Origin of the sequence: Pseudolysobacter antarcticus (assembly GCF_004168365.1) — a bacterium.
Lineage (GTDB): Bacteria > Pseudomonadota > Gammaproteobacteria > Xanthomonadales > Rhodanobacteraceae > Pseudolysobacter > Pseudolysobacter antarcticus.
Map to the genome: position 1 here is coordinate 4,544,811 of NZ_CP035704.1, position 23,507 is coordinate 4,568,317.

At 59.3% G+C, this 23,507-nt stretch carries 19 protein-coding genes; 12 read left to right on the forward strand and 7 right to left on the reverse strand.

Translation table 11 applies throughout. From position 1 onward, the window contains the following. Positions 1 to 23: 23 nt before the first annotated feature. Genes ELE36_RS19495 through ELE36_RS19505 form a run of 3 tightly spaced genes read left to right on the forward strand, consistent with a single transcriptional unit; the run spans position 24 to position 5,412 of the window. The gene (locus tag ELE36_RS19495; RefSeq protein ID WP_129836283.1) at positions 24 to 3,215 is read left to right on the forward strand and encodes an efflux RND transporter permease subunit; all 3,192 of its coding nucleotides are present in this window, start codon (positions 24 to 26) and stop codon (positions 3,213 to 3,215) included. Beyond that, positions 3,212 to 4,645, forward strand: coding sequence for an efflux transporter outer membrane subunit (locus tag ELE36_RS19500; RefSeq protein WP_129836285.1), 1,434 nt, complete (start codon positions 3,212 to 3,214; stop codon positions 4,643 to 4,645). Before ELE36_RS19495 ends, ELE36_RS19500 begins: the two co-directional genes overlap by 4 nt. After that, positions 4,642 to 5,412 (forward strand): SDR family NAD(P)-dependent oxidoreductase, encoded by a 771-nt coding sequence (locus tag ELE36_RS19505; RefSeq protein ID WP_340642620.1) that lies wholly within the window; start codon positions 4,642 to 4,644, stop codon positions 5,410 to 5,412. The genes ELE36_RS19500 and ELE36_RS19505 overlap by 4 nt, the downstream gene beginning before the upstream one ends. A 49-nt stretch (positions 5,413 to 5,461) precedes the next feature. Here the strand turns inward: ELE36_RS19505 and ELE36_RS19510 are convergent, their stop codons facing one another. Continuing rightward, positions 5,462 to 6,859, reverse strand: a complete 1,398-nt coding sequence (locus tag ELE36_RS19510; RefSeq protein ID WP_129836287.1) for a hypothetical protein — start codon at positions 6,857 to 6,859, stop codon at positions 5,462 to 5,464. A 116-nt stretch (positions 6,860 to 6,975) separates the two neighbouring features. Then, positions 6,976 to 7,545 (reverse strand): lipocalin family protein, encoded by a 570-nt coding sequence (locus tag ELE36_RS19515; protein ID WP_129836289.1) that lies wholly within the window; start codon positions 7,543 to 7,545, stop codon positions 6,976 to 6,978. A 265-nt stretch (positions 7,546 to 7,810) separates the two neighbouring features. Here ELE36_RS19515 and ELE36_RS19520 point away from each other — a divergent pair, with 265 nt between their 5' ends. From ELE36_RS19520 to ELE36_RS19555, 8 genes are all read left to right on the forward strand, one after another. Beyond that, positions 7,811 to 8,029, forward strand: a complete 219-nt coding sequence (locus tag ELE36_RS19520; RefSeq protein WP_129836291.1) for a hypothetical protein — start codon at positions 7,811 to 7,813, stop codon at positions 8,027 to 8,029. A gap of 67 nt (positions 8,030 to 8,096) precedes the next feature. Next, positions 8,097 to 8,252, forward strand: a complete 156-nt coding sequence (locus tag ELE36_RS19525) for a DUF3096 domain-containing protein (protein WP_129836293.1) — start codon at positions 8,097 to 8,099, stop codon at positions 8,250 to 8,252. 166 nt (positions 8,253 to 8,418) lie between these two features. Continuing rightward, on the forward strand, positions 8,419 to 9,096 hold the full coding sequence (locus ELE36_RS19530; RefSeq protein WP_129836295.1) for a c-type cytochrome: 678 nt from the start codon (positions 8,419 to 8,421) through the stop codon (positions 9,094 to 9,096). Beyond that, positions 9,093 to 10,388, forward strand: a complete 1,296-nt coding sequence (locus tag ELE36_RS19535) for a c-type cytochrome (protein WP_165371701.1) — start codon at positions 9,093 to 9,095, stop codon at positions 10,386 to 10,388. Before ELE36_RS19530 ends, ELE36_RS19535 begins: the two co-directional genes overlap by 4 nt. 154 nt (positions 10,389 to 10,542) lie before the next feature. Continuing rightward, on the forward strand, positions 10,543 to 11,280 hold the full coding sequence (locus ELE36_RS19540; protein ID WP_129836299.1) for a nuclear transport factor 2 family protein: 738 nt from the start codon (positions 10,543 to 10,545) through the stop codon (positions 11,278 to 11,280). Positions 11,281 to 11,637: 357 nt separating this feature from the next. After that, positions 11,638 to 12,858 (forward strand): SPFH domain-containing protein, encoded by a 1,221-nt coding sequence (locus tag ELE36_RS19545; RefSeq protein ID WP_129836301.1) that lies wholly within the window; start codon positions 11,638 to 11,640, stop codon positions 12,856 to 12,858. Then, entirely contained in the window at positions 12,858 to 14,333 is a 1,476-nt protein-coding gene (locus tag ELE36_RS19550; protein ID WP_242512312.1) for an SH3 domain-containing protein, read from the forward strand. Before ELE36_RS19545 ends, ELE36_RS19550 begins: the two co-directional genes overlap by 1 nt. Positions 14,334 to 14,486: 153 nt before the next feature. Then, positions 14,487 to 16,085, forward strand: a complete 1,599-nt coding sequence (locus ELE36_RS19555; RefSeq protein ID WP_129836302.1) for an NAD(P)/FAD-dependent oxidoreductase — start codon at positions 14,487 to 14,489, stop codon at positions 16,083 to 16,085. Positions 16,086 to 16,113: 28 nt separating this feature from the next. Here the strand turns inward: ELE36_RS19555 and ELE36_RS21240 are convergent, their stop codons facing one another. Then, entirely contained in the window at positions 16,114 to 16,218 is a 105-nt protein-coding gene (locus tag ELE36_RS21240) for a DUF7933 domain-containing protein (protein ID WP_129837038.1), read from the reverse strand. Further along, entirely contained in the window at positions 16,215 to 19,010 is a 2,796-nt protein-coding gene (locus ELE36_RS19565) for an NHL repeat-containing protein (protein ID WP_129836304.1), read from the reverse strand. Before ELE36_RS19565 ends, ELE36_RS21240 begins: the two co-directional genes overlap by 4 nt. A 453-nt stretch (positions 19,011 to 19,463) precedes the next feature. On the opposite strand from ELE36_RS19565, the gene ELE36_RS19570 reads away from it, so the two are divergent. Next, the gene (locus ELE36_RS19570; protein ID WP_129836306.1) at positions 19,464 to 20,105 is read left to right on the forward strand and encodes a peroxiredoxin-like family protein; all 642 of its coding nucleotides are present in this window, start codon (positions 19,464 to 19,466) and stop codon (positions 20,103 to 20,105) included. 199 nt (positions 20,106 to 20,304) lie between these two features. On the opposite strand, the gene ELE36_RS19575 is transcribed toward ELE36_RS19570, so the two are convergent. From ELE36_RS19575 to ELE36_RS19585, 3 genes are all read right to left on the reverse strand, one after another. Next, positions 20,305 to 20,973 carry a nitroreductase family protein gene (locus tag ELE36_RS19575; protein WP_129837040.1) on the reverse strand — a complete coding sequence of 223 codons (669 nt, stop codon included), beginning with the start codon at positions 20,971 to 20,973 and terminating at the stop codon, positions 20,305 to 20,307. A gap of 263 nt (positions 20,974 to 21,236) precedes the next feature. Then, on the reverse strand, positions 21,237 to 22,061 hold the full coding sequence (locus ELE36_RS19580; RefSeq protein WP_129836308.1) for an IclR family transcriptional regulator: 825 nt from the start codon (positions 22,059 to 22,061) through the stop codon (positions 21,237 to 21,239). A gap of 33 nt (positions 22,062 to 22,094) precedes the next feature. Further along, positions 22,095 to 23,327: an acyl-CoA dehydrogenase family protein gene (locus ELE36_RS19585; RefSeq protein WP_129836310.1), complete on the reverse strand. Its 1,233-nt coding sequence runs from the start codon at positions 23,325 to 23,327 to the stop codon at positions 22,095 to 22,097. Positions 23,328 to 23,507: the final 180 nt, after the last annotated feature.

A 23,507-nucleotide genomic window follows, 5' to 3' on the forward strand; every position in this document is an offset into this window, starting at 1 on the left:
GATGTGAACAAGAAGAAACCCTCATGAAAATCGCTCAATATTTTGTCGACCGGCCGATCCTCGCCGGTGTGCTTTCCGTGCTGATCCTGCTCGCGGGCAGCATCTCGGTATTCCGCCTGCCGATCAGTGAATATCCCGAAGTCGTGCCGCCGACCGTGGTGGTACGCGCGAGTTATCCGGGCGCCAATCCGAAGGTGATCGCCGAAACCGTGGCCACGCCGCTGGAGGAACAGATCAACGGCGTCGAAGGCATGCTCTACACCGCATCGCAGGCGACCAGCGATGGCGCGATGACCTTGACCGTGACTTTCGCGCTCGGCACCGATCTCAACAACGCCCAAGTGCAGGTGCAAAACCGCGTCGCCCAGGCGCTGCCGAAACTGCCTCAGGAAGTGCAGCGTCTCGGCGTGACCACGCAGAAAAGTTCGCCCGACCTGACCATGGTCGTACATCTGATTTCGCCCGACCAGCGCTACGACATGCTGTACCTGTCGAACTACGCGCGCTTGCATGTGAAGGATCAACTCGCGCGCCTCGATGGCGTCGGTGATGTGCAGATTTTCGGCGCCGGCGAATACAGCATGCGGGTGTGGATGAATCCGGAAAAACTCGCATTGCGCGAACTCACCACCGGTGACGTCTTGCGTTCGATCCGTGAGCAGAATATCGAAGTCGCCGCCGGTGCGTTGAACGCGCAGCCGGAGCCGAACGGCGCGGCGTTCCAGCTCAACATCAATACACGCGGACGCCTGATCACCGAAGATGATTTTCTCAACATCATCGTGCGCACCGACAAGAACGGCGCGGTCACGCATCTGCGCGATGTCGCGCGCGTCGAACTCGGCTCGAACAACTACGCGCTGCGCAGCCTGCTGAATAATCAACCCGCCGTGGCCGTGCCGATCTTCCAACGCCCAGGTTCGAATGCGATCCAGATTTCCGACGAAGTGCGCCAGGCCATGGCCGAGCTGAAGAAGGAATTTCCGCAAGGCGTGGATTACAGCATCGTCTACGATCCGACCGTGTTCGTGCGCGGCTCGATTGAAGCGGTCGTGCATACCTTGCTTGAAGCGATTCTGCTCGTGGTGCTCGTGGTGATTCTGTTCCTGCAAACCTGGCGCGCGTCGATCATCCCACTAGTCGCGGTGCCGGTGTCCTTGATCGGCACGTTCGCGGTGATGTACGTCGTCGGATTTTCGCTGAACGCGCTGTCGCTGTTCGGCCTTGTACTCGCGATCGGCATCGTCGTCGATGACGCGATCGTCGTCGTCGAAAACGTCGAGCGTCACATCGAAAAAGGCATGTCGCCAAAAGACGCCACGCGTCAGGCGATGCGCGAGGTCACCGGCCCGATCGTCGCCACCGCGCTGGTGTTGTGCGCGGTGTTCGTGCCGGCTGCGTTCATCAGCGGTTTGACCGGCCAGTTCTATCGCCAGTTCGCGTTGACAATCGCAATCTCCACGGTGATCTCGGCGTTCAATTCGTTGACCCTCAGCCCCGCGCTTGCCGCGTTGCTGCTGAAAGGTCATGACGCACCGAAAGACCGCTTGAGTCGCGGCATCGATTTTGCGTTCGGCTGGATTTTCCGTCCGTTCAATCGCCTGTTCGAGCGCAGTTCCAACAGTTATGTCGGCGGCGTAAAACGCGTGTTGCGTTCGGGCTCGGTGGCGTTGCTGATTTATGCCGGATTGATCGGCATGGCGTGGCTCGGTTTCGCGCACGTGCCCACCGGATTCGTGCCGCCGCAGGACAAGCAATACCTGGTCTCGTTCGCACAGTTGCCGGACGCCTCTTCGCTCGATCGCACTGAAGCAGTGATCCGCCGCATGAGCGATATCGCGCTCAAGCAACCCGGCGTGGAAAGTGCGGTGGCGTTCCCGGGATTGTCGATCAACGGCTTCACCAACAGCACCAACTCGGGCATCGTTTTCGCCACATTGAAACCGTTCGACGAGCGCCGCGACAGTGCGCTTTCGGCGGGCGCGATTGCCGGTGCGCTGAACCAGAAATACGCCGCGATCCAGGATGCCTACATCGCGGTATTCCCGCCGCCGCCGGTGAACGGCCTCGGCACAATCGGCGGGTTCCGCCTGCAGATCGAGGACCGCGCCGACGTCGGTTTCGAGGAGTTGTTCAAACAGACGAGACAGGTCATCGAAGGCAGCGCAAAAACTCCCGAACTGGCCGGATTGTTTTCGAGTTTCCAGGTCAGCGTGCCGCAGATCGACGCCGACGTGAATCGCGAAAAGGCCAAGGCCGAAGGGGTCGATCTCGGCGATGTATTCGAAACCATGCAGGCCTATCTCGGCTCGCTGTACGTCAACGACTTCAATCGTTTCGGCCGCACGTATCAGGTCAACGTTTCGGCCGAACCGAGTTTCCGTCACGAGCCCGAAGATATCCTGCGTTTGAAAACCCGCAACGCGAATGGCGATATCGTGCCGCTGGGTTCGTTCGTCACCGTGCGGCAGAGCGTCGGGCCGGATCGCGTGATGCATTACAACGGCCATCCGACCGCCGAAATCAACGGCGGCCCGGCGCCGGGTTACAGCTCCGGCCAGGCGCAATCGGCGATCGAAAAACTCGTCGCCGCCACCCTGCCGAACGGCATGACCTACGAATGGACCGAGCTCACTTATCAGCAGATCATTTCCGGCAATACCTCGATGCTGGTATTCCCGTTGTGCGTGCTGCTGGTGTTCCTCGTGCTGGCATCGCTGTACGAAAGTCTGACCTTGCCGCTGGCGGTAATCCTGATCGTGCCGATGGTGTTGCTGTCAGCGATCACCGGCGTGTGGTTGTCCGGTGGCGACAACAATATCTTCACCCAGATCGGCTTGATCGTGCTGGTCGGACTCGCCTGTAAAAACGCTATCCTGATCGTCGAATTTGCGCGCGAAGCCGAGATCGACGGCATGGATCGCGTGCAAGCCGTGCTTGAAGCCGCACGCTTGCGACTGCGTCCGATTCTGATGACCTCGTTCGCTTTCATCATGGGCGTGGTACCGCTGGTAATTTCGCAAGGCGCGGGCGCCGAAATGCGCCACGCGATGGGCGTGGCGGTATTCGCCGGCATGCTCGGCGTGACCTTTTTCGGCCTCGCTTTCACGCCGCTGTTCTACGTGCTGATTCGCGGCTGGAGCGCACGCAACGCCGCTCGTCGCGCCGAACGCAAAGCGCACACGGCTACACCGACTCTGGAGCTGCACTCATGAAAATGTCGATCCGTTTCAGCGCACTTTTTGTGGCTCTGGTGTTGGCCGGTTGCGCCAGCGTCGGGCCGAATTATCAGGCACCATCGTCCGCGCCCGTCACTTTGCTCGGTGTCGATAAAGCGCAGGAAAACACGGCCGATTTTCAGGCCGCATGGTGGAAGCAATTCAACGATCCGATACTCGATGCCTTGATCCTGCGCGCTGCGAAAAACAGCCCCGACCTGCATATCGCGATGGCGCATCTGGCTGAATCGCGTGCGCTGCTCGGTGGCGCGAAATCGGCGCAGCTTCCCGATATCGAAACCCAGCTCGGTTACACCCGCAGTCGCGAACAGCAGCCCGGCTTCACCACACAACGCACCACGATCACGAGTTATCAGGCGGGTTTCGATGCGTCGTGGGAACTCGATGTCTTCGGCGGCGTGCGCCGTTCGGTCGAGGCGGCGGATGCCGATCTCGGCGCGAGTGATGCATCGCTGCAGGATGTGCAGGTGAGTTTGTTCGCCGAAGTCGCGCGCAATTATTTCGATCTGCGCGGCACGCAATTACGCCTGGATGTAGCGCGTCGCGATATCGAAAATCAACAAAACACCTTGCGCCTGACACGCGCGCAGGCCGAAGTCGGCACCGGGTCGGAGCAGGATGTCGCAAGTGCATCGGCGCGTCTCAGTGCGGTCGAGGCGCAACTGCCGAGTTTGCAGATACAGGCTCATGCGCAGGAGTTTCGTCTGGCGGTGTTGCTCGGCGAACGGCCCGGTGAACTTGATATCGATTTGTCACCGCAAAGTTCCCATGCGATCGATACAACGATTGCGCTCGGCGGCGCCGATGCCGTTCTCGCGCGTCGGCCTGACGTGCGTTTCGCCGAGCGCCGACTGGCGGCGGCGACCGCGCGCATCGGCGTGGCCCGCGCGGATTATTTTCCGCATATTTCGCTCGGCGGATTCATCGGCTTCCTCGCCGGTCGGGCCGGTGATTTCGGCGATGCCTCGTCGCGTGCGTGGTCGATCGCGCCGAGCATCAGTTGGTCGGGTTTGAACGTGCAGAAAGTGCGCTCGAACGTGCAGGCGAATGAGGCTCGCGCCGATGCGGCGCAAGCCAATTATCAGCGCACCGTGTTGCAGGCCATCGAAGATGTCGACAACGGATTGGTCGCGTTCAACATGCAGCGCGAGCGCGTCGGCAAACTCATTGCGCAGGAAAAACAAAGTCGCCGTGCCGCTGATCTCGCACGCATCCGCTATCAGGAGGGTGCGACCGATTTTCTACCGTTGCTCGATGCCGAACGCACCCAGCTCGCCGCCGAGGATGAGCTGGTGATTGCCGAGGCCGCGATCAACACTCGCGCGGTAGCGTTGTACAAGGCGCTTGGCGGTGGTTGGCAAGCGTGCGCGACTGAAGCGTGCAGCAATCTGGCCGATGCAAAATGATTCCGCGTGCCTCGAATGAAGCTTCTGCCGCCGCGTTACTCGACGAATACGTCGCGAGCCTGATGCCGCTGCGCCAGCGCGTGGCGCTGATCAGCGGCGCGAATCGCGGCATCGGTTTCGAAACCGCGAAACAGCTCGGCTCGCAAGGCATGACCGTGTTGCTCGGTGCGCGCGATCTTGCGGCCGGCGAAAAAGCGGCGCGCGAATTGCGCCGCAGCGGCGCCGAAGTTCTGGCGGTGCAACTCGATGTCACGTCGCAAGCGCAGGTCGATGCGCTGAAGTCAAAAATCGATAGCGAATACCGCCGCCTCGATGTACTCGTCAACAACGCCGGCGGTTTTTACGATCCGGCCAGTCGTGCATCGACGATGGACATCGACATCGCGCGCGACGTGCTCGACACCAACCTGATGGGCGCGTGGCGGCTCAGTGAAATGGCCGTGCCGCTAATGCGCCGGCATGGTTACGGCCGCATCGTCAACGTCTCCAGCGGCTGCGGATCGATGGCGTGCGAGGGGCCGGAAAGTCCTGCGTATCGCGTCTCAAAAGCGGCGTTGAATGCACTCACACGCGCCTTCGCCGCCGAGTTGATCGGTAGCGGAATTCTGGTCAACGCGGTCTGCCCCGGCTGGGTGGCGACACGTCTCGGCGGACGTGGCGGACGCGCTGTGAGCGAAGGTGCGGCGGGTATTGTCTGGGCCGCGTCGATCGACGAACCCGCGCCAACCGGACAATTTTTTCGCGATGGCCAATCGATCGCGTGGTAATTCGCGATCGAGTGACTCTGCTGTTATCGAAAACTCGCGGCGTACTTTATTACTGAAAACCGTTGCGGAAAATCCGATCCGGCAGCGGCCCGAAATCGTTGCTGAAGCTCTGAATCAGAATATGGCCGCGATTCGGATCATCAGAAACGTGGAAGGTACCGGTGAACATGGGTCGACCGCGCGCATCGAGGCTCAGATGCGCCGCGGCATTGGGGCCGTCGTCGCCAAGACCGGTGGTGCCGATGAAGCAAAACCCACTGCTGTTGGTCAGGCAACTGCCGTAGCTACTGTCGAATCCAAGCGTCGATGTGAAGGCTTGCAGCAGAAAATAGTTCGGCCCCGGACCACTGTCACCGGCAGCGATCACGCGGCTGCCCAAACCATCGGCAAAACGCACGCTAGCAAAACTGCCGTTTGCATTTAATCCCGGCTCCAGCGCTTCTGCGGTCTGCGCGCCTAGGGTTGTAAAACGCGCAACAGCGGCTTTTCTGACCGAGCCATCATCCGAGTAGGTAGTGCCTGCAATCACGATATCGCCGTTGGCCGCAACATCGATACCGCGCAGCTCATCGGAGTGTGCGCTCAAGGTACCAAAATAATAGACGCGTTTGCCGTTGAAGAACGTGTTGTAACCGGCGTTGAGATTGCAGGTTGTATTGCAGAACGAGGAATCCGGAGAACCGTCTGCATTGAGCTGTGCCAGCACCGGTCGAGTGCGCGAGATGGCACTGTCGTAAGCGATACCGCCGATCACAATCTTGCCGTCATTACCGATCGCGACCGCATTGGCTTGATCGATGCGCAACGCCGGACCGAGGTCGAAAAACACCGTTGTCATGCCGTCAGTGCTGAAGCTCGTATCCAGACTTCCATCGATACCGCGCAATCGAGCAATGGCGAAATCGTAGTCACCGACGTTGAAGCGCTGGGCTGAGCCGACGACCACGATATTATCGTCGGCATCGATCGCCAACGCTTGCGGCACATCATTGTTGCTTTGACCCAAACCGAAGTTGACGGTGGTGTGGCCTGTGCCGGCAAAGCTCGGGTCGTCACTGCCATCGCCGAGAAATCTCGCGATGGCGAAGTCGCTGCCATTGCTACCCGGGCCCACGATACTGCCGATGACCACCATACGGCCGCGGCTATCAAGCGCCGCCGCGACGACGGAACTCCATCCGAACGATTTTATCGTGAACGGGTTGGGCAACCCCGTACAGTTCGCATCCTGGCGGTAAATCTCGATGCAGGCCTGACTGCCACAGACGCCGGATTGGGTGGCTGCCTGAAAGATCGTGTTGACATTGCCATTGGGCATGCTCAACAAGGCAACCGCACGCAAGTCAACCGGGCTGCTGATTGGAACCTTGCAGCTAAGGTGTTCCGCCGCTTGAGCAATAAAACACGGCGAAAAAATGCAAGCCAGCAGTAGATAGAAAAAGCGCATGCGTAACTCCGGTATGAGGTGTTAACCGGTAATACGCAAGATCGTTCTGAACTGTGACATGCGCGATTTTGATCGCAGCAGACCGACGCCGAAATTATTCGGCGCGTAAATTTTGCCTACTGAAACCCGGGCTTGCCCACCTGTTCCGCAAACTGTGGCACGCGTTTGAAGCGATCGGATTCGTAACCGTAACCACGAAATTTTTCGAGCAGCTCGGCATACTTTTTATCGTCCATCGCGGCGTCGCGCGAAAACACCCAGCCCAGCTTGCGGCTCGGTTGGCCGATCAAGGCCCACGAATAATCCTGCGCGGTTTCGAGAATCAGATAGTCGGCGCGAAACAGCCAGAAAAAGCGAATCACCCAATAGCGGTTCTCACTGTTCGGCTGCACGATACCGAGCGAACCGGCAGTCTTTTCCGGCTCACCAAATGCCTTGCGGTATACGTAAGTAGTCTCGACTTCGCCTTGCTCGTTGAGGGTGTAGACATCACGCGTGGCGACCTTGCCGTTCTCGGCGAAATACGGCACGTTCGCGATCACGTACCACGCGCCCATGTAGCGTTGCAGATCGATTTTTGCGGTGGAAGTGAGTTGCGGCACGTCGCGATTTCCTTGAGTGATGCAGGATACGAGTAGCAACACCGCAAGCAGTGCGAGGACGGCAAGATAATGGCGCAGCTTCATGGAATGATTCCTGTTCGAAGCACGCAAGCATCGATCAACAGACGTCGACAGCGCGTCAATTTGCTTTGGGATTCGGCATGGTTTGAGGCCAGGTCATTCCACGAATTTGATCCGATCACTTCGTCTGTGTATTCGATTTCGCTAACGCAACGGCGCGTGAACAAGAATTTTTATCCGGCCATACGTGAACAAATTTTCACGGCATGTTCGCGACAACGCAAGGTATAACACTTGCGTATTTCATCCATCACAACAGGAGCATTGCATGCCAGTAAGAGGTGAATTTCGCGCGCTTGGTGACGACGGCAACAATTACGATATTATCGTGCGTGTCGGCGAAATCGAATTTTCGGGCGAGACGGAACGCGAGAGCATTCCGCGACCACCGGAGTTGTTTACGTCCACTGGATTGCTCGTGGTCGATACCGAAGATGGCAAATACAAGGTGCTCGAAACCGGCGTGATATTAACCGCACTCGAGTAGCAAAATCGTCGCCTTCATAACCCGCGCCGCGAAAAGTTTCGGCCCAACCAACCAAGGAGTATCGCTAATGAATATTCATCTGAGCCTCGCCCCGATCATCTCGCTAATCGCCGGCATCCTGATCCTGATCGTGCCGCGCTTGCTCAACTTCATCGTCGCGATTTATCTGATCATCATCGGTGTGGTCGGCTTGCTTGGCGAAAACGGCAATATTCATTTCTGACGATTTTTTTGCACGCACATTTGCGCTGATCGAGTTGTCCGGTGCGTCGAATGCGATCTGCATCGATGCGCAAAATCGACTTTGTTCACGCATAAAATGATGCATGGCGCGGTGGTATATTGTCGCGGCCATGCATCATTTTTTTGCCCGCTTTCTCAGCCTCGCCATGCTTGTTTTCGCGATCGATGGATTCGCGCAAGCGCTGGATCTGCATGATCGCCTCGCCGCGTGCGCCGCCTGTCACGGCGAGCACGGCGAAGGCAAACGCGGTGCCGAATATTATCCGCACCTCGCCGGCAAACCCGCGGGTTATCTGTTCGATCAATTGCAGGGTTTTCGCGACGGTCGGCGTGTTTATCCGCAGATGGTGTCGCTGGTGCAGTACCTCGACGATGCCTACATGCGCGATATCGCCGACTACTACGCGGCGCAGGCTCCGCGCCTGCGTGCTGCCGACAACGCCGCACCATCGTTGAGTGCGGTCATGCAGGAGCGCGCCGAACAACTGGTTCGACATGGCGATGCAGCGGCGGGCGTGCCTGCTTGCAGCGCATGCCACGGTACCGATCTCACCGGCCTGGAGCCGGGCATTCCGGCGTTGGTCGGCTTGCCGGCGGATTACATCGTCGCGCAACTCGGCGGTTGGCAGAATGGCGTGCGGCATTCGACCGCGCCGGATTGCATGGCGAATATCGCCGGCAAACTTACCTCGGAAAATATCATCGCCGTCGCGGCGTGGCTGTCGCAGCAATCCTTCGCTGATGCGCGCCACCCCGCTGCCGCAGGAACCTTCGTGCCGCCGCTCGCATGCGGCAAGTTGCCGTTTGCACAGGCTGCGCCATGAAGTTGCGTCGCGGTATTTTTCTGGCGGCAATCGCACCACTGATTTTGGTTTTTGTCGGGATCGGCGCTGTGCTGTTTTTGCTGCAGGGCGGTTTCGCACCGATGCAGATTCCACGCGCTGCCGCGGCGCCGATTTCGGCCACTGTCGATGTTGTGGAACATGGAAAATATCTGTCGCGTATCGGCAATTGCGGCATCTGCCACACCACGCGCGGTGGCGCAGAATTTGCCGGTGGTCGCGCGTTCGATACGCCTTATGGCACGGTCTACAGCACCAACCTGACGCCGGACCAACGCACCGGCCTCGGCGACTGGTCGCTCGAAGAATTCCGTCATGTGCTGCGCAACGGCGTCAGTCGGCATGGCTTTCTGTATCCGGTTTTTCCGTACGAAAATTTCTCGAAACTGGTCGATGCGGATATCGATGCGTTGTTCGCCTACCTGCGCAGTGTGCCGAGTATGCATGCACCGGCGCAGGCCAATGCGCTCGAATTTCCAGAGAGCCGCCGCGGCGCGATCCTGCTCTGGCGCATGTTCAATTATCGGCCACAGAATTTTGTCGCGAATCCCGCGCAATCGGCGGTATGGAATCGAGGTCGTTACCTCGTCGATGCGCTCGGACATTGCGCGTTCTGCCACAGCACGCGTGGCGCGCTCGCATCGTTACCGGCCAGCGGTTATCTCGCTGGCGGCGTGATTCCGGTGCAGGGCTGGTACGCGCCCGCACTGGACGATACGAGTCTCACGCGTTTTTCGATTGACGAACTCGCCGAGTTTTTACGCGCCGGAACGTCCACGCATGGCGCGGCCTACGGACCGATGGCCGAAGTCGTTTTGAATGGCCTGCAATATCTGACTGCAGAGGATGCAGTCGCGACCGCGACCTATCTCAAGTTGATTCGTGTTGCGAAAAATCCGCCGGCAGAAATCCACAAGATCGAACACGATCTCGGCGCAAGCGCGGGCGACGGTCTGGCGCTGTACGAAAAACATTGCGCCGATTGTCACGGCAAGGACGGCCGCGGCAAGGAGAATATCTACCCGCCGTTGCGCGATGCGGTGTCGGTGCTCGCGAGCGATCCGATGAACGCCGTGCGTTTGGTGTTGTATGGCGGTGTCGTGCCGACCACCGCACTCAATCCACGGCCGTATTCGATGCCGCCGTTCGCGCAGCAACTGAGCTCGACCGAGGTCGTCGCGATCTTGAATTACATACGCCAGCAATGGGGCAAGCAAGCCGCAACGTTGACACCCGCCGATATCGTGCGCATGCAGGGCATCGTGCTGGATTAAGTCGCTGCAGCGGTTTGGATTTGCCCGATCGAATGCTTCGGGATGTCGCGTTTTTCACTCCTTTGGCCGTGAGTGTGACTTGTGGCCGCGGTGCAAATTTTTCTCGTGTGCCAGCATGTTTTGAACCACTCCCGGTTCATTGCAGGATCATTCCATGCCTCGGCACCATCGTATTCTCCCCACGTTTCTCGGCGCAGCACTATTGCTCGCCAGCGCTTGTGCCACGGCGACCGAAACTGTCGAGGCGTTGATCAAACGCCAGTCGCAGGAATTTTCCGATGCCTCAGCGTCGGGCGATGCGAAAGTGATCGAGAAGTATCTCGACGATCGTGTTGCGTTCATGGACGAGGGCGGCAATCTGTCGGCAAAAAAGGACATCGTCGCGAGCGCGGTGCCATCGCCCAGCGGCGTTTCGAATCATCTTGTGCAGACCGATTTCGGCTTGGAGATGCATGGCAGATCGGTCGCCGTGACGACCTTCACCGACGTCTCGACCTTCGCCTTCCACGGCCAGACCATGCACGCGAAATATCGCTCGACCGAAGTCTGGCTCAAGCAAGGTGCGGACTGGAAAATGATATCGAGCCAGACGCTTGCCATGCAGGATGATCCGCCAGCGATCAAATTGCCCGCCAAGTCGCTAGACGAATACGTCGGCACGTATCAAGCCTCAACCGATTTTGTCTACAAGATCGTGCGCAACGGCGACGAACTCAGCGGCACGATCAACGACGGCAAACCGTTCGTGATCCAGGCGGAACTGCGCGATGTTTTTTTCACTCCCGGTCAGCCACGCACGCGACGCATTTTTCAACGCGATGCCAACGGGAAATTGACCGGCTTCGTCAGCCGTCGTGAAGGCCACGACATTGTGTTGAAGCGCGTCGGATAAGACAAAGCAACGAGAGATGCGCGCGCGGCAACCGCATGTCGCGCCGATATTCGACGTCTGCTCGCTTATTGATAAAGTCGACTTTAATTGAGACAAAGGGCAGCGAATTTCCCAGGCGCGTTTCGCTGCCCGCAATCCGCCACAACTTAGCCGCAACGCGCCGCATCTGTGGCCGCGCGCAGGCAGTTGCGGGTGTTCTTCTGCACACACGCGGGAAACCGTCGTGTGCATCGAAAAACGGCATGAAACCGAGTCATCCCGCTCCCGATAGAACGGCGACTTCCAGCGAATTTACCGGCGCGACGCAATCGCGTATTGCGCCGGCTTGCTGATTACCAATCGCCTCTGGGGGCTATCATGTTAGGCCGCACCACGTTGTTGCTGAATCGTATTTCGCGTGTCGTTTTCCGCAAAAGTTTTATCGCCATTGCCGTGCTGGTTGTGGGTGGTTACGAGCTGGTCAAGCATCCGCCGATCGAGAGTGTCGAGCGCGGCCAGGTCGGCATTCGCATGAACCGATTCAGCGGTTCGGCGACGCCGCTCGGTGAAGGCGCGGTGCTGATGATTCCGGGCTTGCACGAACTGCGTCGTTATTCGCTGCAGGATCAGACCTACCATCCCGAGCAGAGCAGCAAGGCCAATGGCGCGGCGCCGTTTCAATCGTCCGAAGGTTTGTCGCTCGGCGTCGATCTGACGATTCGTTATGCACTCGACCCGACCAAGCTCGTGGCGATTTCGAAAAACCTGCCGACCGATATCAACAGCGAGCTGGTCGAACCGCTGGTGCAAGGCGTGATCTACAAGGTGTTCACACGCTACACCGTGCGCGAAATTTTTTCGACGAAACGCCAAGAGCTGCAAGATGTGATCGAAACCGAATTGAAGCCGTTGCTGGCCGCGGATGGACTGGTGTTGCGCCGCGTGATGATGGGCAATGTCGATCTGCCGCCGGACTATCGCGCGGGTATGGACAAGCTGCTCGCGGTGGAACTCGAAACCGAAAAAATGCAATACACGCTGCAGTTGAAAGAGAAGGAAGTGAAAGAAGCCGAGCTGCAAGGCGATGCCGAAAAAGTGAAGCGCGACAAGGCCGCCGAAGCCTCCGCCAACGAACAGATCATCGCCGCCAAGGCGCAGGAAGAAGCGATGAAACATGTGCTGCCGTTCAAGCAGCAGCAGATCGAACAACGCAAGCTCGAAGCCGAGGCCGACAAGGGCTCGCGCATAAAGATTGCCGAGGGCACGGCCGAAGCGCGACGCATCGAAGCCGCCGGTGAAGCCGACTCGCGCCACAAGCTCGCCGACGCCGAAGCGTATCGACTCGAACTGGTCGGCAAGGTCGCGAGCAACCAGCTCGAACGCGATGGTGAACTCATCACGCGCCATCCGCTGCTGATCCAGAAAACCCTGGCAGACAAATTGTCGGACAAGATCTCGGTGATCATCGCGCCACCGCCGACCGATGGCGGATTTATCGGCTCGGCACTACTCGGCGGCATGCAACGCGGGCGCGATGGCAAGAGCAATGCCGTAGCAGAGTCGGATGCAAAAACCAGCGCCGCCGGGGAGTCCGAATAATGCAACTGGTACGCATCGTCGTCGCAATTTTCAGCTTGGTCATGATGCAATCCGCGATCGCCGATCCGGCGCCCGCGGACAAGCCAACTGTTACCGCGATCGTCACCCAGGATCAAACCGCGCTGCGTGCCGCCGCGCGCGATTCGGCGCAACAACAAGCGGTGTTGTGGCAAGGCGATACGCTGGAGGTGCGCGGTCAACGTCAGGATTTTTTGCAGGTCTATGATCATCGCCGCGAGCGCGCGGGTTACGTGCGCGCGGCGCAGGTTCGCCTGCTGCCACTGGAAGCGGACAACGCCGCGGAGCTTCTCGCCGTGGTGCGTTTCCTGCGCGAAACGCCGGGCGCCGAGGCGATGGGTATCGCTTACGCTGCGGCTTATCTCAAGGCTGCACCGGCGAGCGCGATTGGCGCGGAGCCGTTTGATGCGCTCGGCACGATGGCCGAGCGGCTGGCGCGGCGCGCATCGTCGCACCACGCGAAGGCCGACGATGCGGTGATTGCCGCGCATCTCGAAGTCGTGGCGAACTACGGTATTGTCATCAGCAGTTTCGAGCGCGAGGGCCGCATGCAACTCTGCTACGACGGCGAAGCGTTTCGTCGCGTGCTGGCGTTGAACGCAACCGACGAACAGAAAGCGCGCGCGGCGTTGGCGTTGACGCGTGCGGAATGTATCGATCCCGATCTCACACCGACCAATCGCGCCAGTCTCGATAGCTGGCGCGGTGAAGTGCTGGCGCGCGCACCGCGTGCCAATTTGCCGGAGCATATAAAAAATCGTCTGCGCCTGCGTAGCGCGTCGGTCTGGGCCAGCATCGCTTTCGAGCGCACGCGCCGCGGCGAACCGGCGCAAGAAGCGGGCAACCTCGCAATGCAGGAACTGGCTGCCGTGAGCAAAACCGAGTTGGCCGAAGACGATGCAAGCGCCTACAACGATGCCGCCGCGCACGTCGGCGCATCACGCTGGGCAAGCGCGACGGTGCATACACCATCAACCGCATTGCGCGTGGTGACGAGCGCGGGCAAGACCGGCGAAACCTGCATCGCATTGCTCGATGCAAAACATGATCAGGCCGCACCACTGGCGCAACGTTGCACGTTCGCGATTGTCTGGCCGGATTCAGCCGCGGCGAATGCGCAAGGCACGGCGCTCGCGCTCGCCGTGCAGCCGCTGGATAGCTGGCGCGAGCTGTGGTTGTTTCATCATACGAGCGACGGCTGGCGCATCGATGTCGTGCCGCCCGCAGCGGGCGATCCCGAACTCGGTTATGTCGAATTCGCCGGTTGGATTCCAGGCGCCGACAAGGTACTGACCGCGCGCGAGGCGCGTATCAACGGCCGCTTCGAGCGCAGCTTCGATATCCTCGAAATGCAGACGCTCGCGGTCGAGAAACACGCCGATAGCCCAAGCTCGCTGACGCTGTTTTATCGCTGGCAGGATCCGGCGTGGAAACACCAGACAGTGAGTTTGCGTTGATGGTTTGATTTATCGCACAGCGTGCGCCGATTGGTGCATGGGAGAACGATGACTATCGCACCTTGGATATCTATCGGGCTTGAACAGGCGTATTACGGAGTGCCGCACAAGCGTTAGACTCGCGACTTGTTTCTCTCGCTTGGAGCCGCGCCGATGCAGACCGAACACAGCGATGTGTTGATCCTTGGCGGCGGCTTGGCCGGCCTCACGCTGGCGATCCAGTTGCGCCGCGAATTGCCGACACTCACGGTGCGTGTGCTCGAACGCAATCGCCATCCGGTGCCGGAAGCCGCGTTCAAGGTCGGCGAATCGTCGGTCGAAATCGGCGCACATTATTTCGAGAGCGTGCTCGGGCTCAAGGCGCATTTGAATGATCGCCAGCTGCGCAAATTCGGTTTTCGTTTTTTCTTCAGCGAGGGCCGCGATGATGTTGATCGCACCACCGAACTCGGCGTGAGTGAAGTTTTGCCGACGCCGAGTTATCAGCTCGACCGTGGCATCTTCGAAAATTATCTGGCCGAACACGCCGCCGAACTCGGCGCAGAATTCATTGACGGCGCAACCGTGCGCACGATCGAGCTTGCCACCAACGGCAGTGCGTCGCATAGCGTGAGTTTTACGCGCGACGGCACCGAGCATGCCGCGCAGGCGCGTTGGCTGATCGATGCCAGCGGACGCGCCGGCCTGCTCAAGCGCAAGCTCGATCTTGCCGAGAGCAATGCGCACGATGTCAACGCGATCTGGTTTCGCATCGACCAACGCATCACCATCGATGACTGGTCGGACGATCCCGCGTGGTGCTCGCGCTGCACGCCGGCTGAGCGCTGGCGCTCCACCAATCATCTGTGCGGCCCGGGTTATTGGGCGTGGCTGATTCCGTTGTCGTCGGGCTCGCATTCGGTCGGCATTGTCGCCGACGCCGGCTTGCATCCGCTGGAAACCATCAACACTTTCGACAAGGCGATGGCGTGGTTCGCCGAGCATCAGCCGCGCCTGTATCGCGAGCTCGACGGCCACCGCGAACACTTGCAGGATTTCGCTTTTCTGCGGCATTTTTCACATGGCTGCAAGCAGGTTTTCTCGCGCGATCGCTGGGCGTTGACCGGCGATGCCGGATTGTTTCTCGACCCGTTCTATTCGCCGGGCAGCGACTTCATCGCGATCGGCAATACCTACATCACCGCGCTGATCGGGCGTGACAGTCGCGGTGAAAACTTCGCGCGCGAGGCACGCATTTACGAGCAGCTTTATTTTTCGTTCTATCGCAACACGCTGGCATTGTACGAAGGCCAATATCCAATGTTCGGCCACGCCGAGTTCATGCCGCTGAAAGTGACTTGGGACTACGCCTATTACTGGGGCGTGCTGTGCCAGTTTTTCTTCCAGCGACGGCTCACCGACGTTGCACTATTCATGCGTTTGCAACAGCCGCTCGCGGCGAGCGAAGCGCTGAATCGCGATGTGCAATTACTGTTGCGCCGCGCCGCTGGCAGCGCGATAGGCAAAAATCCGACGCAGATGATGGATCAATGTCAGCGACCGTGGTTCGTCGAACTCAACCGCGGCCTGCGCGATAGCCTCGATGTTGTCGCGCTGGAGCAACGCATTCGCGACAACATCACGATGCTCGATAATCTGGCCGCTGAAATCCTCGGTTACGTGCAAGCGAATGGCTCGGCAGAACTCGATGACCTTCCGGCGCTCGCGGCACTCAGCCCGCGTGCTCCACATCTGCTGGGCACGTCGATTTGAGGGCGTATCGTCCACAAGAGCAACTCGATCAAGGTAACCGTGCAGGCAGGCTGTCGGTGAAGGCAACGCCCTCTAGAGACACACCTGCGTTTGAATTGGTGACAGTGAAGGTCAGCGAACTGTTGCTGTTCAGTTATAGGGCGGGAAGGCGGGTGCCAGGATCACCTTCACCGCGTAGTTGAAATCATCGGCGACAAACACGTTGCCGCTGGCATCCACCGCGACACCGCGGGGGTTGGCGAACTCGCTGCTGACTGTGAATATTTTCGTGTAGCCGCCAGCCGGCATAATCACCTTCACCGCGTTGTTGAAGGTATCGGCGACGAATACATTGCCGCTGGTATCCAAGGCGACGCCAAAGGGCTTGTAGAATCCGCTGCCGAGCGTGTTGACCGTCGTATAGCCAGGCGCCAGGATCTTCTTCACGGCGTTGTTGAGGAAGTCGGCGACGAATACATTGCCGCTGGCATCGACCGCGACGCCGGTGGGCGAGCTGAACCCGCTGCCGAGCGTGTTGACCGTCGTATAGCCTGGCGCCAGGATCTTTTTCACCGCGTTGTTGTTGAAATCAGCGACGAAAACGTTGCCGCTGGCATCGACGGCGACGCCGGCAGGATGGTTGAATCCGCTGCCGAGCGTGATGACCGTTGTATAGGCGGGCGCGAGGATCTCCTTCACTGCGTTGTTGTAGGTATCGGCGACGAACACGTTGCCGCTGGCATCGACGGCGAGACCGTAAGCGAGGCTGAACCCGCTGCCGAGTGTGTTGACCGTGCTATAGCCGCCAGCGGCCAGGATCTCTTTCACAGTGCTGGTGGCGTAATCGGCGAAGAACACATTGCCGCTGGAATCGACGGCGACGCCCCACGGACGTGCGCTCGAGATGTCGCCCTCATAAAGCGTTTTGACCGTTGCAGCCTCGAACCCTTCGCAGTAGACCGTGTCGTTGCGTGTGCACAACGAGACCGTCAACGTCGCATTCGACGTGTTGCCGATGCCGCTAGTCGTGGAGGTCACCTGTACGCTGTTGTTCTTCACGCCGAGCGTCGTGCCCTTCACGCCCACCGCCACCGTGCATGAGGTGCCACCGGCCAGTGTTGCGCCCGATAGGCTCGCCGAGGATGCCCCCGCCACGGCCGTCGCGGTGCCGCCGCAGGTGTTGGTCAATCCATTCGGCGTGGCAACTTCCAGTCCCGCAGGAAAGCTGTCGGTGAAGGCAACGCCCGTCTGCGACGCACCCGCGTTCGGATTGGTGACGGTGAAAGTCAGCGACGTAGTGCTGTTTAGCGAAAGCCTTGCTGTACCAAATACTTTCGCGATGCTCGTTGGCAACGTCCCGACGGTTAACGTCGCATTCGACGTATTGCCGACACCGCCATTCGTGGAGGTCACCTGTACGCTGTTGTTCTTCACGCCGAGCGTCGTGCCCTTCACGCTCAACCCCACCGTGCAGGAGGCGCCGCCGGCCAAGGTTGTACCCGATAAGCTCGCCGAAGAAGCCCCCGCGATAGCTGTCGCGGTACCGCCGCAGGTGGTCGTCAATCCATTCGGCGTCGCCACCACCAGCCCGGCCGGCAGGCTGTCGGTGAACGCCACGCCTGTCAGGGATCTTCCCGCGTTCGGATTGGTGAGTGTAAATGTCAGCGATGTGGTGCTGTTCAGCGTAATCGCTGCCGCGCCAAAGACTTTCGTGATCATCGGTGGCGCCGTCGATTCCGCCAGCGTCGCTTCCACCGCGCCGATATCGCATTGCGGGCCTTGCGGACGAGCAATGCCGCGTTGATCTGTGGCTGGCGCATTCGTGCAGGTGAGTGCATCGATCGCTGGGCTGCCGGGCAGCGGCAGCATGGTCCAGGTCGGGCCGCCGTTATTGGCCAAGACGCCGAGTTGGGGATTGCCGCCGATGATATTGCCTGAAGAACCGGCCCCCGGGCTCGTATTGCTGCCACTGATATCGGGACCCACGTTACCGGCGATGATCGAATTGATCGCCACAGGTGCAGTAGCACTATTGTTTTGGATGCCGCCGCCCGAACGGTTACCCGGGACTTGGTTCGCGCTGATCGTGCTGTTTTTCAGCGTCATGCCACCGCCTAACATGTAGATACCGCCGCCGCTATCGTTTACCGTCGAATTTCCGCTGATTGTACTGTTGGTCAGCGTGAGGTTGCCCGCGATATAGATACCGCCGCCGCCGTAGAAAGAACTATTTCCGCTGACGGTGCTGTTGACCAGCGTGAGGGTACTCCGCGAAGCGATGCCACCGCCCTGAGTTGCACTATTTCCGCTGACCGAGGTGTCAATCAGGGTCAGAAAACCATCTGACTCGATGCCACCGCCCAAGCCCCCCTGGTTGCCGCTGATCGTGCAGTTCATCAGCGTGAGATGCCCGTTTGCGAACGCATTTAGTATGGCGCCGCCCGAGTTGCCGGAGCCATTGGTCAGGGTGAGAGAATTCAACGTGAGCGAGCCGCCACCCGGCTGGCTTTGGTCGATGATGCCGAAGCTGTTGCTAGCGCCGGACGGGCGCTGGATCGTCACCTGACCATTCGCATTAGCGTCGAGGGTGAGTTGGGCATCGCTGATCGACAGCACATTCGTACTGACATCAGCAAGCGTGATCGTGTTAGCGCCGCCCACAGGAAACGTGGTGGCGTCGAAATTGATGATGTCGTTGCTATGGAATCCTATCGCTGAGCTGTTCACGCAGGCGGTGCCCGCCAGAGAGCCGGTATTCATCGAAACGATCGCCTGGCGCAATGTGCAAGTGGCTGCGCTGCCCGCATCGCCGGAGGATTTCACAATGATCGTGGCGGCAATGCCGGCGAGTGGCGTGAGGCCCAGACCCAGCGCTAGCGCCAACGCGAGCGGACGCCGCATGACGGTCGTGACACGGCGAGCGAAAACCGATTCGGAAGTACGCATTGCGCTGGCCCCTGTGCCGAAGATTTGGGAATGTAGCAGACATCGGCGGCGCCCTGGTCGGCATATCCGTGACGCTTCTTTAATCTCTGCCTATCGGGTGGTTACGATTTTGTCAGGCGGCTGCGTGTTCAGCCTGGAAGCAGAATGACGTCGCGTCGATAAGCTCCCAGCTAGCAATGGCGGGATCTGCGTCGCGGCATTGAGAATTCGTCACTTGACGCGGCACGGCTCGCGAATGGTGCCGTAGAGCTAGATGATCTTCCAGCACTCGCGGCACTTGGGCCACGCATTTCATATCTGCTAGGCACGTCGGTTTGAGGGCGTATCGTTTGTGGTAACCCTTGATCCAAGGTTTTCGTGGACAGATTTCACTAGCACGTTAGATCATCAATGTGAAAGCAACAGGACGGCAATCGGGTCTCTGCGGTGCCCGTCCTCCTGGAGATACTCACCATGTTTCGACTATTTGCTATCGCATGCCTCATTCTCGGCGCTTCTATCACGCAGGCAGCCGGCATTGCCGACAGCGCTGAAACCGTCACGCCCGTCTTGATCGGGACACATGTTCCCGACATCAAGGTCCGTGCGCTTGATGGCAACTTGCAGTCCCTCGTGGGAATCGCCGCGGGAAAACCAACAGTGCTGGTGTTTTACCGGGGTGGATGGTGTCCGTTCTGCAATCTGCAACTGAGCCAACTGAACGGTATTGAAAACAAACTCTCAGCCATGGGTTATCAGATCGTCGCGCTGACACCGGATCCACCGGAACAGATCAAGAAAACGCTGGACAAGCACGGCCTGAAATACGCGATCTATTCCGATACTGATCTCGCTGCAATCAAGGCGTTCGGCGTGGGTTTCCGCCTGCCGGAATCGACCGTGGAAAAATATCGCGGCTACGGCATCACGCTCTCGCACGCTCCCGGCGAAACCGAAAACGTGTTGCCGGTACCTTCGGTTTTCGTCATCGATGCCGAGGGCGTTGTTCAGTTCGTTTATGTCAATCCCGACTACCGAATTCGTTTGTCTTCCGAGTTGTTGCTGACCGCGGCGAAGACGAGTCTGAAAGTCAAAGCGCTGGAACCCAAGAAGTAGCGAATCATCGCCGTTACGCGGACGCTTTCCTGCGTACGAACGACCCCGGCGTCACCATCATGATTTTTTCGGCAATCTTTTAAGCGCATGCGCCGATTGCGTGACGCACAGCGTAACTTGGTCGCGCATTCGGTCGATTCGCCGGGCTGCGTGATCAGTTCGCCGATCCGCGCAACACCACAAGTCAACCCACACGTTTTCAAAAAAATGTCGTGTACTGATCCAGCGCGAAGCGTGTGATATCCGGCACCTGGCAACCCACTGCCGGATATCCTGCGACCAGCACGAGGAACGGCATCTCGTTCTTGCCACGACCAAGGATCTCGTTGAGAAATCCCATAGGACTGGGAGTGTGCGTCAACGTCGCGATGCCGGCGTGGTGGAGTGCTGCGATCAGGAAACCACAGGCGATACCGACCGACTCATGTGGGTAGTAGCGCTTGGACTTCAGCCCCTCGGCATCGAGCCCGAAGCGTTCGTAGAACACGGCGATCAGCCACGGTGCAATGTCGAGAAACGGCTTTTCGGCATGAGTCCCCAGCGGTGCCAGAGCCGCCAGCCAATCCGGCGGCGCACGATGTGTGTAGAACTCACGCTCCTCCTCTTCTGCCGCAACTCGGATACGATGCTTGATCTGGGCATCGGCGACGGCCATGAACCGCCACGGCTGCTGATGAGCACCACTCGGAGCAGTGCCGGCGGCGCGCAGACAATTTTCGATCACTTCACGCGGGATCGGTCGATCTGAAAATTCGCGCACGGTACGTCGACGCGAGAGTTCAATCGCAAAGTCACGCGAACGCTCAAGCATTTCGGGTTCGGAAAAACTGCGATAGCCAGCAAGCGGTACAAATCTGGCTTCCGTCATGGCCAAACATTCTCCAGATCATGGGCGCGTGGATACCATTCGCGAATAATCATAAACCGCGCCACGTTTGCCGGATAGTCGCTCCTTGGCAGTGCTCGGCATGGTTCGCAACCAACAATCAACACTCAATCACCGCAGTGTTTGACGCGGTTCGCGCCAGTATTTCAGAGAACCGCATTGATCAACTGAGGTGTAGTGGGGTAACTAGACTGTTGCCAAACTCATCACGTTGAAAACTTGCTTGACGCGAGACGACGAAAGAATCAAAACCGCCCTTCCGTCCGCTCCAGCACCTTGTCGCGCAACGCCAGCAGTTTCGGTCCAAAATCCTGCAGCAGTTTTTCTCGTGTCATGACCGACACGCGTCCGCTGCAATTGAACGCGAGTACGCGGCTGCCGTCAGCGGAAACCAGCGGTACGCCGATCGCAAAAACTTCGGCGTTCCAGTCGCCCATCGAGAAACAGAATCCGTAGTTCTGATAGTCCTGCCGCGCACGCACGATGCCGGCGCGAATGCGTGGCCAGTAGCCCGGCTCGCATTCTTTTTCCAGATTGATTAGGTACTGCGCGAAGGCCTCGTCGGAACGCGACGCCAGATCGGCGCGGCCCAACGCGGTCGAGCCGTGCGGCACGCGTGCGCCAGCCGTGAGGTTCATCTGGAAGGTCGCATCGCCCTGGCAGACTTCGAGCAAGACCATGCGGTGATGGTCGCGATCGCCTTCGGCCAGCATCACCGCCGACTGGGTGTAGTCGGCCAGTTCGCGCATCAGCGGGCGCGCGATCGCGAGCACGTCGTTGCCCTTGATCAAGGCGTGGCCGAGCGACAGCACCGCCGTGCCGAGCGCGTATTTTTCCAGCGCGGCGCTGTAGCTCAAATACCCCAGCGCGGCGAGGGTGAAGGTCAGGCGCGATACCGTGGTTTTCGGCAAACCGGTTTGCCGCGCGATATCCTGATTTCCCAGATACTGCGCGCCTTGTTCGAAGCAGCGCAGGATCGAAAACGCACGCGCCACCGCGCTGACGAATTGCGGATGGCTGTCGTCGATGTTCTGCGCAAAGGTGTGGCTAGCGCGCTTCGGACTACCCATGCGCTACTCCTCGCCAATCCGCGCTAAAGGCAATCATGCGGTGGTGCGAATCGTGTGCCGCGCAAGTTCGAGCTTGGCGATGGTGGCGCGATGCACTTCGTCCGGGCCATCGGCGAGGCGCAAGGTGCGGATGCCGGCATACAGGCTCGCGAGTGGAAAATCCTGGCTCACGCCGGCGCCGCCGTGCGCCTGGATGGCCCAGTCCAGAATCTGGCAGGCCATGCTCGGCGCGACCACTTTGATCATCGCGATTTCGGCACGCGCCACCTTGTTGCCAACTGTATCCATCATCGATGCGGCCTTCAGCGTGAGCAGCCGCGCCTGCTCGATCATGCAACGCGAGTCGGCAATGCGCTCGTGCCAGATCGAGTGATCGGCGATGCGTTTACCGAACGCCACGCGTGTTTGTACGCGCTGGCACAGCAGTTCGAGCGCACGCTCCGCCGCGCCGATGATGCGCATGCAATGGTGGATGCGGCCCGGCCCCAATCGTCCCTGCGCGATCTCGAAACCGCGACCTTCGCCGAGCAACAAATTACTGACCGGCACACGCACGTCGCGCAGTTCGATTTCCATATGGCCGTGCGGCGCATCGTCGTAACCGAACACCGACAACGGACGCAGCACTTCGATGCCTTTGCTTTCGGCCGGCACCAGCACCATCGATTGCTGCTGATGACTGGCGGCGTCTGGATCGGTCTTGCCCATCACGATGTACAGCGCGCAACGCGGATCGCCCGCGCCGGAGGCAAACCACTTGCGGCCGTTGATCACATATTCATCGCCATCGCGGCGAATCGAGCACTGGATATTGGTCGCATCCGACGACGCCACGGCAGGTTCGGTCATGAGGAAAGCCGAGCGGATTTCGCCGGCCAGCAACGGTTCGAGCCAACGATCTTTTTGTGCCTCAGTGCCGTAACGTTCGATGGTTTCCATGTTGCCGGTATCAGGCGCGGAACAGTTGAAAACCTCCGACGCCCACGTCACGCGACCCATGATTTCGCACAGCGGCGCGTATTCGAGATTCGACAATCCTTCCGGCGCGCGTGGTGAGCGCGGCAGGAACAAATTCCACAAACCGAGCTCGCGAGCACGGGGTTTCAGTTGCTCGATCACAGCGGTCGGAATCCACGCATTGCCGGTATCGCGGTTGCGCTGAATTTCCTGCAGGTACGCCGCTTCGTTCGGATAAATATACTGATCGAAGAAGCGCGTGAGTTCGGCGCGCAAAGCTTCGACTTTCGGAGTGTAGGAAAAATCCATGCGAGATCCCGTCTGTGGATAGAGATTTAATTCCGTGATACGGAACTATGTTCTGTAATCGAATGGCATCCTAAAAGGCTCTATCCACATTCGCAAGCGTATGCTCTGACTCTTGTCGAAGTGGCGAGGTGTCGGTACGATATCGGGCGTCCAGAACAAAGTTCCATTCTACGGAACTTG